The sequence below is a fragment of the Dietzia psychralcaliphila genome (assembly GCF_003096095.1).
Taxonomy (GTDB): Bacteria; Actinomycetota; Actinomycetes; order Mycobacteriales; family Mycobacteriaceae; genus Dietzia; species Dietzia psychralcaliphila.
This window is the reverse complement of the sequence record NZ_CP015453.1, coordinates 2181217-2192905: the sequence shown is the minus strand read 5'-3', so window position 1 is coordinate 2192905 and position 11689 is coordinate 2181217. Positions and strand designations below refer to the sequence as shown.

Annotated in this window: 7 protein-coding genes and 1 tRNA gene; 6 read left to right on the top strand and 2 right to left on the bottom strand. The window is 70.6% G+C overall.

All coding sequences use genetic code 11. The annotated features are described in order from the left end of the window. The first annotated feature begins 37 nt into the window (after window positions 1-37). The gene (locus A6048_RS10035; RefSeq protein ID WP_107747319.1) at window positions 38-2206 is read left to right on the top strand and encodes a DEAD/DEAH box helicase; all 2169 of its coding nucleotides are present in this window, start codon (window positions 38-40) and stop codon (window positions 2204-2206) included. 137 nt (window positions 2207-2343) lie between these two features. On the opposite strand, the gene A6048_RS10030 is transcribed toward A6048_RS10035, so the two are convergent. Then, a complete protein-coding gene (locus tag A6048_RS10030) occupies window positions 2344-3105 on the bottom strand; it encodes an HNH endonuclease family protein (RefSeq protein ID WP_107747320.1) in 762 nt (253 codons plus the stop codon). Between the two features lie 171 nt (window positions 3106-3276). Here A6048_RS10030 and A6048_RS10025 point away from each other — a divergent pair, with 171 nt between their 5' ends. From A6048_RS10025 to A6048_RS10005, 5 genes are all read left to right on the top strand, one after another. After that, window positions 3277-6192: a DEAD/DEAH box helicase gene (locus tag A6048_RS10025; RefSeq protein ID WP_235027514.1), complete on the top strand. Its 2916-nt coding sequence runs from the start codon at window positions 3277-3279 to the stop codon at window positions 6190-6192. Continuing rightward, the gene (locus tag A6048_RS10020) at window positions 6189-6950 is read left to right on the top strand and encodes an SWIM zinc finger family protein (RefSeq protein ID WP_235027513.1); all 762 of its coding nucleotides are present in this window, start codon (window positions 6189-6191) and stop codon (window positions 6948-6950) included. The genes A6048_RS10025 and A6048_RS10020 overlap by 4 nt, the downstream gene beginning before the upstream one ends. 61 nt (window positions 6951-7011) lie before the next feature. After that, window positions 7012-8199 carry a metallophosphoesterase family protein gene (locus A6048_RS10015; RefSeq protein ID WP_107747322.1) on the top strand — a complete coding sequence of 396 codons (1188 nt, stop codon included), beginning with the start codon at window positions 7012-7014 and terminating at the stop codon, window positions 8197-8199. Beyond that, window positions 8196-10853, top strand: a complete 2658-nt coding sequence (locus A6048_RS18785) for an AAA family ATPase (RefSeq protein ID WP_107747323.1) — start codon at window positions 8196-8198, stop codon at window positions 10851-10853. Before A6048_RS10015 ends, A6048_RS18785 begins: the two co-directional genes overlap by 4 nt. A 74-nt stretch (window positions 10854-10927) precedes the next feature. Next, the gene (locus A6048_RS10005; RefSeq protein ID WP_235027511.1) at window positions 10928-11407 is read left to right on the top strand and encodes a MarR family winged helix-turn-helix transcriptional regulator; all 480 of its coding nucleotides are present in this window, start codon (window positions 10928-10930) and stop codon (window positions 11405-11407) included. 97 nt (window positions 11408-11504) lie between these two features. Here A6048_RS10005 and A6048_RS10000 read toward each other — a convergent pair. Then, window positions 11505-11580: transfer RNA gene (locus tag A6048_RS10000), tRNA-Arg, on the bottom strand. Window positions 11581-11689: the final 109 nt, after the last annotated feature.

The window sequence follows — 11689 nt, the reverse complement described above, 5'->3', positions numbered from 1 at the left end:
CGTATGGGGCCTCCGACGCCGTAGCATGAGTCACCTCATGAGCAACGATAACGAGGACCGTACCGCCACTGCCGGCGACGAGGTCGAGACCGCCGCCAGTACCCCAGACACCACCGAGCCCGCCGCCGAGGGGGCGGACGACTCGGCCCCCGCCGAGGCCGCCTTAGAGGTGCCCGCCGAGGAGCCGACGGTCGGAGAGCCGCCCGCCGAAGAGGAGACTGTCGACCGTACGCCTGCCGAGGTGAAGACGGACGACCGCGCCCCCGCCGCCGAGAAGACGGACGATCGCGCTCCCGCCGAGGTGAAGACGGACGACCGCGCCCCCGCTGAGGAGAACGCGGACAGTCCCACTGTCACGTTCGCCGACATGGGGCTCGCGCCGGCCGTGGCCCAGGCGGTCAAGGACGTCGGTTACGAGGTCCCCTCCGCCATCCAGGCGGCAATCATCCCCATGGTGATGGCGGGCCGTGACGTCGTGGGATTGGCACAGACCGGTACCGGTAAGACGGCGGCCTTCGCCCTGCCGATCCTCTCGCTCATCGACCCGGCGGTGAAGAGCCCCCAGGCGCTCGTGCTCGCCCCCACCCGTGAGCTCGCGCTCCAGGTCGCCGAGGCGTGCATCACCTACTCCGCCAACATGCCGCAGGTCAACGTGCTGCCGATCTACGGCGGTCAGGCCTACGGGATCCAGCTGTCCGGTCTGCGTCGGGGTGCACAGATCATCGTCGGCACGCCCGGCCGCGTGATCGACCACCTCAAGAAGGGCACGCTCGACCTGTCGGGTCTGCGTCACCTCGTCCTGGACGAGGCCGACGAGATGCTCGCGATGGGTTTCCAGGAGGACGTCGAGCGGATCCTCTCGGACACCCCGCAGACCACGCAGGTCGCGCTGTTCTCGGCGACCATGCCGGCCGCGATCCGCCGGATCTCACAGAAGTACCTCACCGATCCGGCGGAGGTGAAGGTCGCGTCCAAGACTTCCACCGCCCCGAACATCCATCAGCGCTACGTCCTGGTCAATCACCGGGACAAACTCGACGCCCTGACGAGGATCTTCGAGGTCGAGGACTTCGACGCGATGATCCTGTTCGTCCGGACCAAGTCGGCCACGGAGGAGCTCGCGGAGAAGCTTCGGGCGCGCGGGTTCTCGGCTGCGCCGATCAACGGCGACATCCCGCAGAATCTCCGCGAGCGGACGATCGAGGCGCTCAAGGACGGCCGTACCGACATCCTCGTGGCTACGGACGTGGCCGCCCGTGGACTCGACGTGTCGCGGATCAGCCACGTGGTCAACTACGACATCCCGCACGACACCGAGTCGTACGTGCACCGGATCGGCCGTACGGGCCGCGCCGGCCGCAGCGGGCAGGCGTTGCTGTTCGTCACCCCGCGGGAGCGTCGCATGCTCTCACAGATCGAGCGGGCCACGCGTCAGCCGCTGACAGAGATCCAGCTTCCGAGCGTGGATGATGTCAACGAGATGCGGATGGCCAAGTTCGGCCAGTCGATCACCGAGAGCCTCGATGATCCGAACCTGGCGATGTTCCGCCGGCTGGTGGAGGAGTACGCCAACGAGCACTCCGTCTCGATGGCGGATATCGCCGCCGCTCTCGCCACGCAGTCCCGTAATTCCGCCGACTTCCTCATGCGGGAACCGGAGCGACCGGTGCGGCCGGCGCGTCAGGACGATCGGCGCGACTCCCGGCGGGATGACCGGCGCGAGCGTCCGGGCCGCGACTTCTCCGACGGTCCCCGGCCGTCGCGAGGCGGCAAGGACATGGCGCAGTACCGGATCGCCGTGGGCAAGCGCAACAACGTCAAGCCCGGGTCGATCATGGGTGCGCTCGCCAACGAGGCCGGTCTCAGCGGGGGCGACATCGGACGCATCTCGATCCGGTTCGACCACACGATCGTGGAGCTCCCGGCGAATCTGTCCCGGGATCAGGTCGAATCGATGCGGGGAATCCGGGTGGCGGGTTCGGAGATCGACATCCGGCCGGACTCCGGTCCTCCCGCCGGTCGTCCGTCCGCGTCCAGGGACGACCGTGGTGGTCGTCCCCGCGGGAGCGATCGCGGCGATCGTGGCGGCCGGGACGACGACCGTCGCGGCGAGCGCGGTGGAGGGTTCCGGCGGGGCGGCGACGGCGACGATCGCCGCGGTGGCGGCTTCCGCGGCCGTTCGGGCGGCGGTTCGGACCGGTACTGAGTCGAACCGATACCGACCCGGACCGGTGCCGACCCGGACAAGTACTGACTCGGCTCGGAACTGACTCGGACCGGGACTAACCTGGTCACGGACCACGAACGTCCCGGACACACGCTGTCGCCGCTGCCCTCCCGCCGTTACCCGCCGGGAGGGCAGCGGCGTACCGCTAACTCCAACACGTCGTGGTCCCCGGCGGTCACCGGCAGCCCGTACGCCACCGCAGCGGTGAGATACCTGGCCGCGTAGAAGCAGTGCCGGCCGGGGTCGGGGGGAAACCAGTTCTCCGGGGTCCAGTCGCTCTTCCTGCTGTTCACCGAACCGGTGACGGCGAGGAGGTTGCGGTCGACGTCGTTGGCGAACGCCGCCCGCCGCTCGGCCGACCAGTTCCAGGCACCCAGGTCCCACGCCGCGGAGAGGGGGAACACATGGTCCACGTGGATCCCCCTGAGCCCGGTGCCGCCCACGTCCACCACCCGTCCGGTGTAGGGGTCAACGAGGAGCCCCCCGATGACGGTGCACCGGGAGGCCGGATCCGCCGTGGCACCGAGCAGGTCGCGGGCCAACACGTCGTGACGCGTCGAGCAGCCGTTACCTGAGCCCGGCGCTCCGGTCGTGTCAGTCCAGGCAGGACCGAACACGCATGCCGAATCCCCGGAACAGTCGCGCTCGTAGCCGGGGACCGGGACCCGCTCGGGCACCACGTCGACCTGCGCGAGCAGGGGTTCGATGCGATCCCGTCCCGGGCTGCCCGGAGCCGAGGTCCGCGGCTCGGCCCACCACAGCACCGCGCAGATCGCCGCCACCACCGCCAGCGCGAGGCCGAGCGCCCTAGGCCCCACCGGAGGGATGACCCGCCCGGACTCCTCGGGGCGGAGTCCGGGTGGTGAGTGGTTGTTCACGGGGCGATTATGGGGTCCGTGTCCGCCCGGTGGCCCGGTGGACAGGGGCCGGCGATCCGGGACTGTGGAGGCGCCACGGGGTGTGGGGAATCAGGGTGGGGAGAGACCGTCGGGGCCCGGGCTCGGCCCCGCACTCCCTGCCGTGTCCGACGGGCATGCTTTCATGTCGTCGTGACCCCCTCCGCCGATCCGCGCCTCCACGCCGTGTGGCAGTCCGGGGTCATGGGGTTGTGGTGCGATACGGGGCTGCGCCGGCCGCAGTCCGTCGCGCCGGCCGCCTCCGTGACGGCCGTGGCCCGAGCCGGAGCGCCGGACCAGGTGGTGGAATTCCTCGCCGGGTACAAGCTCTCCCACCGGATCGGCGTCCGCGCCGTGGTGGACGGGAGGGCCAGATCGGCGACGGTGCCCGGGATCCGGATCTCCGTCGGCGCCGCGATCGATCTGTGTCGCCTGCTCGGGACCGAGGACCAGTGGGTCGGGCCCGGCCTTCGATCGTTCTCCGCGCTGTCCTCGGGTGTCGCGGCCCTCGTCTCCGCGGGCCACGTGGTTCCGTGCCTCACCCGACGGGACGGGGGGTGGGAGGCCTCCTGGGATCTGGTCGCCTCACCGGTGATCGGGGCGTGGACCACGGAGAGCCTGCAGCGCAGTCACGGGCTCGTCGCCACCCGCGAGGAGCTGGTCCGGCTCCTGTCGGCGTTGGCGGACCACCACGCCCGGGCGGCGTTGGCCCCTCTGGCGGCTGATCGCCACAGTGACCTCGGCGACGCGCTGGTCACCGGCGGACAGGTGGCATCGGGTGGGCAGGGCCTGGCCGATGCGGTCGGGGAGTTCGGCCGGGCGGCCGCGGCGAAGGACGTCGAAGTGGTGTTCCGGGTGGTCGAACCGTCCGGAGACGACGCGGTGGACAGCGACGCGGTGCACAGCTCGGTGGATCGGGACGCGGTCGACGGCCCCGCGGGTGAGGAGTCCCGGGGAGCCCGCGTGTTCTGGCGGCTGCAGGTGTTGGTCCGGACGGGCGCCGATTCCCTCCGACCGTTCTCCGACCTGGCCGACTCCTCCTCGGTCGCCGGACCGGTACAGGACGTCGTGGACCGCGCCGTCCGTTCGTGGCCGCCGCTGACGCGCGCCACGCAGGCGGCCGGCGGTCCCGATCTGCTCATGCCGACCGACCTCGTGGTCGATCTTGTGGACGAGGGGGTGGAGGCGCTCCGCGGCCGTGGTGTCGAGGTGCTCCTGCCCAGGGCCTGGACGAGGATCAGGACCGCGGTCAGGGTGGCCGTCAAGGAGCCCGGGACCGAATCGGTGGACTCGGGACACCGGTTGGGGCTCGAACAGCTGGCGGATGTGGACTGGGAGATGGTCGTCGACGACAGCCCGTTGGACGCCACCGAGGCCCGGATGCTGCTCGACGCGGCCTCGGACCTGGTCAAGCTCCGCGGCCAGTGGGTCCGGGCGGACCCGGGTGCGCTCCGGCGGGCGGCCCGCTTCCTCGCCGCCCGGCGTGGGCAGCGGATGACCGCACCCGCCCTGGTCGGGGCGTTGATGTCCGAGGATGCCGTAGGCGTCGAGGTGGAGTCGCCCTCCACCCTCGACTGGATCCCCTCGTCGTCGTCCCCGGTGGTACTCCCGGAGTGGTTCCGGGCCACACTTCGGCCGTACCAGATGGACGGGGTCAGGTGGCTCGCGGCGCTCTCGCGGGCCGATACCGGGGCGGTCCTCGCCGACGACATGGGGCTCGGCAAGACCATGCAGGTCCTCGCGCTCACCGCGGCCGAATACGTGGGCGGGCGATCCGGACCCACCCTCGTGGTGGCACCCCTGACCCTGGTGTCCACCTGGGCCCGCGAGGCGTCGACATTCGCGCCGGAACTGCGCGTCCACGTCCACCACGGTCAGGGACGTGACCGAGGGGAGGGCGCGGCAGACCGGATGGCGGACTCGGACCTCGTCCTCACCTCGTACGGTACGGCGGCGCGTGACGTCGACCTGCTCACCGGGGTGAGCTGGCGACGCCTGGTCGCCGACGAGGCACAGACGGTCAAGAACCCGTCCACCGCGGTGGCCCGGGCGATCAGGTCGATTCCCGCGCGGCACCGGATCGCGCTCACCGGGACCCCGGTGGAGAACCGGCTGGACGAACTGCGGGCGGTGCTCGACTTCGCCAACCCGGGCCTGCTCGGCTCGGCGAGTACGTTCCGCGCGCGGTTCGCCGTCCCCATCGAGTCCCACAGGGACGAGGCCGCGGCCACCCGATTGCGGGCCCTGGCGGCCCCGTTCGTCCTGCGCCGTCTCAAGTCGGACCCGCTGGTGGCCGCCGATCTGCCGGCCAAGCTACACATCCGTGTCGACTCGCCCCTGACCCGTGAGCAGGCGACCCTCTACCAGGCGGTCGTGGAGGACATGATGGAGCAGGTCAAGGAATCCCAGGGCGCGGCGCGGAAGGGCGCGATCCTGTCCGGTCTCACCGCGCTCAAGCAGGTCTGCAACCACCCGGCGCACTATCTCGGCGACGGATCCTCCCTGCTACGGGGTGGGCGGCACCGGTCCGGCAAACTCGCGGCGCTGGACGAGGTCCTCACCGAGATCCTCGACGCGGGGGAGAAGGTCCTGTTGTTCACGCAGTACCGGGCCTTCGGGGATCTCATCCTGCCGTTGTTGGAGCGCCGGGCGGCGACCGGTGTCCCATTCCTCCACGGTGGTGTCACCGCGGCCGGTCGGGCCTCGATGGTCGAGGAGTTCCAGAGCGCGAACGGCCCGCCTCTGATGCTCGCCTCTCTCCGGGCGGGTGGGACCGGGCTGACCCTGACCGAGGCCAATCACGTGGTACATCTGGACCGGTGGTGGAACCCCGCGGTGGAGAACCAGGCGACGGACCGGGTGCACCGGATCGGGCAGACCCGGGTGGTACAGGTCCGGACCCTCGTCGCGCCGGGCACGGTGGAGGACCGGATCGACGAGCTGCTCGAGTCCAAACGCGAGCTGGCGGATCTCACGCTGGGCCCTCTCGCCGGTGTACTGACAGAACTCACCGATACCGACCTGGCCGCACTCGTGGCCCTGGCAGATGAGGGGAGTGACGAACCGTGAGCGGGCGTGACGGGATCCCGACCAGGTCGATGGCGGGGCCCTTCGGGGCTCACATGTGGAGTCGGCGGTGGTCCTCGGACCTCGAGTCCGGAGTGGGCCGCAGCGACGTCTTCCTCGGCCGCAAGGACGCACGCAACAGAAAAGTGCTCTCGCTGGAACACTCCGGCCGGATCGTGCGGTGCGACGTCGCCGGTAGCCAGCCGGAACCGTTCACGGTGGAGTTCGAGTTCGCCCCGCTCGACGGGACCGACACCGATGCGCTTCGTTCGGCGCTGCGTCGCGAGGACGGCGGAGTCCTGGGGGCGCTGTCCGGCGACTTCTCCGACACAGTCGGGTTCCTGCTGCTCCCGGCGGTCCACGGAGCCACCAGGCACTCCTGCCGGTGTCCGGTTCAGCCCGGCCCGTGCCGGCACGTGCTCGCCGCCGCACACGTACTCGTGGAGTGGTGGGACGCCGCGCCGCAGGTGATGTTCGCACTTCGCGGACTTCGCGCCGACACGCTGGGCGCGGTGCTTGCCGGAACGGGCGACGGGGACGACGGGACCGTCGCATTCGATGTCGAGGAGAGCCTGTGGGGCCGGGATCCGCTCCTCCCGACCGTTCCCGCCCCCGACCCGGCGGGACTGGAGGACCTGTTGGACGCGCCGGTCACCAGGAGGCTCGCCGCGGCGGCGACCGGGGACCCACTGGAGCAACTGCGCGTGGTGGCCGACCTCGAGGACTTCCTCGACGCCTTCACCCGGTACCGGTCGGGGTGAGCAGCACACCCGGCGAGGAGCCCGCCGCGGCGATGTCGGAGCCCCGACCTACGATGCGGCCATGGACAGGCGACGGGACGGCCACATGATCCGATTCCTCCACTCGGCAGACTGGCAACTGGGGATGACGCGACGGTTCCTCGGGACCGAGTCGCAGGCGGTGTACACCGCGGACCGGCTCGCGGCGGTCGCGTCACTGGGAGACCTCGCCATCGAACACGGGGCGGAGTTCGTGGTGGTCGCGGGCGACGCCTTCGAGGACAACGCGGTTCCACGATCGGTCGTGCTCCGCGCGGCGGAGGTCCTCGCCGCGTTCCCGGTACCCGTACTGATCCTCCCCGGGAACCACGACCCGCTGGACGTGTCGTCGGTACTCCGGTGCCGGGATTTCTCATCGGCGGTGGACGGCGGAGTCGTCACCGTCATCGGCGACTCCGATCCGGTCGAGGTGCGCCCCGGCGTCGAGGTGGTCGGGGTCCCGTGGACCTCCAAGCGTCCGGATCCCGCCCGCCTCCCAGCGCTACTCGCCGAGCTGGGGCCGACCGACTCCCTGCGGATCCTGCTCGCGCACGGCGGCACGGACGAGGTCTACGTCGGTGACTCGCCGTCCGTGGAGGCGATCCGCGTCGAGGAGCTCGAGCACGCCGTGGGGGCGGGCCACCTGGACTACGTGGCACTCGGCGACAGGCACTCGGTCACCCGTGTCGGTTCCGGCGACAGGATCTGGTTCTCGGGAAGCCCCGAGACGACGGCGTTCGACGACGTGGAGAGAGAATCCGGGCACGCCCTGCTCGTCGAGCTCGGAAAGCGGAGCCCTGTCGGGGACCCGGGTGGCTGCGTGGTCACGCCCGTGCGGACCGGGCGGTGGTCCTTTCTCGCGATCAACGCGGAGATCGAGACCGACTCGGACCTCGATGTGCTGGCGGAGCGAGTCGAGGCGGTCGAGGACAAGCCCAGGACGGTCCTCAAGCTCGGGCTCACCGGGACCGTGGGGGTCTCACTGCGCGCCAGGATCGACGACCTGCTGGAGACGTGGGCGGCGTTGTTCGCGGCCGCGTACCTGAGGGAGCGGCTCACCCATCTCGTGGTCCGCGCCGAGGACTCCGACTTCACCGACCTGGTCGACGGGTACGCCGGGCGCGCGGTGGAGGATCTCGTCGAGATGGCCGCCTCGAACGGGTCGGGCACCGAGGACGCGGGCAATGCTCTCAGCCTGCTGTACAGGCTCGTGGACGGAGGCGTGCGGTGATCCTTCACCGGCTGGATATCCAGGACTTCCGCGGTGTCGACCGGGAAGAGGTGCACATGCCCCCTCGTGGTGTCTTCGTGATCGAGGGCCCCAACGAGTCGGGGAAGACGAGCCTCATGGACGCGCTGGAGATGCTCCTCGAACACAAGGCGTCGTCCGGGAGAGCGGAGATCAAGGCCGCGAGTCCCGTGGGGCGTGACGTCCCCGTGGTCGTGGAGGCGGAGTTCACGATCGACCGGGAGAGGATGCGGTACCGCAAGGAGTTCGTGCGTGGAAAGCGCACATCGCTCGAGTTCCCGGAGTCCGCGAAGGTGGCGCTGACGGGCGACGACGCCCATGACTACGTGCGGGACCTTCTCGACCGCAGGGTGGATCGATCCCTGTGGAGGGCCCTGCGGATCGCCCAGGACGAGCCCATCGGTCAGGTCGAGGCGGGGAAGGGGATGGAATCGCTGCGGCGAGCCCTGGACACCGCGGCCGGCGGGGCCGATCCCACCGGCGATGACACCCTGGTCACGCGTGTCGCTGAGGAACGCAACCGCTACCTGACGGCGCGACGTGGCGAGCCCACCGGTGACCTGGCGCGGTCCGAGTCCCGGCTCGCAGACGCCCGCGCGAGCCTTGACGACGCCAGGGCGAAGCTGTCCGAACTCGATGCCGCGGTGACCGAGCACGCACAACAGACCGCAGCCCACTCCAGCAGGCGATCGTCACTGGTCGCTATCGAGTCGGAGGTGGCGCGGCTGGAGGAGGCCGGTCGAACGGTCGCCGACTCCCGCGACGCCCTACGGGTGGCGGAGGTGGAGGTCGATCGCGCCACGGTGGCGCACGACGCAGAGAACCGCCTCCACCGGGAGCGCACAGTCCTCGTCGCGCGTCGCGATGAGGAACAGGTCAGGGGAGCCGAGCTACGAGAGGCCACGGCGGCGGCGGCGCGGAGACTGGAGCCTGCCGAGGTGAGGGCCGGTGTGGCGCGGGCCGCTCTGGAGGCCGCCGAGCGACGGGTCTCCACTGCGCGCGCACGTGTCGATGCGGAACGGGACGCGCGGGAGCAGGCGCGGCGTCGCGCGGATCTGTCTGCTCTCGACTCCCTCCTCGAGACCCTCGGGGCCGTCGGGGCGGAACTCGCCGAGAAGGAGGCGGAACTCGCGGATGCCGACCTCCCCGGCGGGGCCGTCGACCGCATCCGCGCCGCGGACTCGGCCCTGCGTGAAGCCGTTGTCAGGAGCGCGGCCAGCGCCCCGAGAGTGGCGGTGGCCGGCGAGGGCCTGGCCCGAGTCGGAGACGAGACGATCGACGCCTCCGAGGGATGGGAGCGCGAGATCGTCGAGAACACGGTGTTCGAGGTGGGCAAGGTGTCCCTGACCGTCGTCCCCGCCGGCGACACGGACGCGGTCCGCCGCGCTGAGTCGACGGCCAGGGTCCGCCTCGACGCGATTCTCCGGGAGTGTGGTGTCGGTTCGCTGGCCGAGGCGGAGAGGCGTGAACGGCGAGCGGAGGCACTTCGTGCCGACATCGCATCACACAGGCGACGCAGGACGGATCTACTCCACGGGGACACCCCCGAGGATCTGACGCGACGACGGGCGACACTCGCCGCGGCGGTGGACTCGGAGGGAGAGGCGTCCGAGGAGTCGACAAGGGAACCCGGTGGAACCGGTGACCCGGGGGCCGGGGCCGTCCCGGATCCGGCAGCGGAGTCGGCCTCGACCGAGGAGGAGTTGGCAGAGGAGGAGTTGGCCAGGTGCCGCGCGGAGGATCGGGCGGCTTCGGCCGAGGCCGAGACACTGAGGACCGACCTCGCCACCCGTAACGCGTTGGCCGCTGAGGCAGCAGAGCGCCTGCAGGGTTGCGAGGACGCTCTCGCCGCGGCGAGGGACATCGCACCGGACGAGGAGCTCGCGGCCGCGGTGGAGCGGACGAGGGTCGTGGTGGACTCCACACGGGAGACCGCGGATCAGGCGCGGTCCAGACTGGACGAGGCGCTCGCCGACGCCCCTCCGGAGCTGCTCGAGAACGCGAGGGCGTCGCTGGCCGTGTTAGAGGCAGAGGAGCGGGAGAGCGCCTCGGCTGTGGCCACGGCACTCGGTCGCGTGAACGCGATCAGCGACCAGGGCCGACTCGGGGACGTCGCGGTGGCGGATCGCGAGGTCGAGGCGGCGCAGAGGGAGAACGATGCGCTGTGGCGGCGGGCCCGCGCGGCGGATCTGCTCCACCGAACCCTCGAACAGCGCCGGTCCGAGGCACTTCGGGCGTACCAGGAACCCTTCCACCGGGCGGTAGTCGAGCTCGGGCGGCTGGTCTACGGACGCGACTTCGACGTGCGACTGGGGGAGGACCTCACCATTCTCAGCCGGAGGATCGGCGACGTCACCGTCGACTACGACTCCCTGTCGGGCGGTGCCCGGGAACAGCTGGCGGTGATCGTCCGCATAGCCTGCGCGAGGCTCGTGGGGGACAACGGAGTCCCGGTGTTCCTCGACGACACGATGGGATACACCGACCCTTCCCGGCGCCTCACGATGGGTGCGGTCATCGCCGCCGCGGCGGCTACGTCACAGGTAATCGTCCTCACGTGCGACCGCTCTCGATTCGCGGGAGTCGGGAGTGCCCGCACCCATGTCATGCGTAGGTCCCGTGCGACCCGGGACTGAGGGCGGGCCACGCGGTCGACGACGGACCGGTGGCTGAAGGACGCAGCGGCCGGGCGCCGTGCTGTAATAGCCCCATGAGCGAGACACGCTGGTTGAGCGATGAAGAGCAGTGCATGTGGCGCCGGTACAGGGAAGTCAATCAGCTGCTCGATCTCGCTATCGAGCGACAGCTCCAACGCGACGCGTCGATGTCCCAGTCCGACTACTCCGTGCTGGTCAGCCTCAGCGAGGCGGACGGCCGGGGTCTACGCGCTCGTGATCTGGGTGCGGCCCTGGGCTGGGATCGCAGCCGCGTGTCGCATCAGGTCAGGCGGATGGAGGGTCGTGGCCTGGTCGCCAAGGGAGAGTGCGCGGAGGACGGCCGTGGAACGATCGTCACCCTCACCAAGGAGGGGGCCGAGGCGATCGCCAGGGTGGCCCCCATGCACGTCGCGAAGGTGCGAGAGCTACTCGTGGACGTCCTCACCGAAGATGAGATCGGCACGCTGACCGAGATCTTCGAGCGGGTCGTCACCCGCATCGGTGACGTCGACGGGATCACTCTGCCGAGCTGACCGGGTCGGGCCAGCTGCCCGGGTCGGGAGACCCGCCGGAAACGTAGGCCGTAAATCAGAGCAGGGCCCGGGCTGTGAAGCCCGGGCCCTGCTCTCGTGGTGCCCCCGAAGGGAATCGAACCCCTGACCTTTGGTACCGGAAACCAACGCTCTATCCCCTGAGCTACGAGGGCGGGATACCGGCCCGTCGGGGCCGGAGGCTGATCGCGGGGCGACTGCGTTGAACCGCCCTGCTGAACAGCGAGACCGATCGTAGCACCGGGGTGGGGCCGTGACCGCATC

Excerpts from the sequence above, each read along its gene's own strand:
- A6048_RS10035 (WP_107747319.1), top strand. The coding sequence starts at position 38 with ATGAGCAACGATAACGAGGACCGTACCGCCACTGCCGGCGACGAGGTC.
- A6048_RS10015 (WP_107747322.1), top strand. The coding sequence starts at position 7,012 with ATGGACAGGCGACGGGACGGCCACATGATCCGATTCCTCCACTCGGCA.
- A6048_RS10005 (WP_235027511.1), top strand. The coding sequence starts at position 10,928 with ATGAGCGAGACACGCTGGTTGAGCGATGAAGAGCAGTGCATGTGGCGC.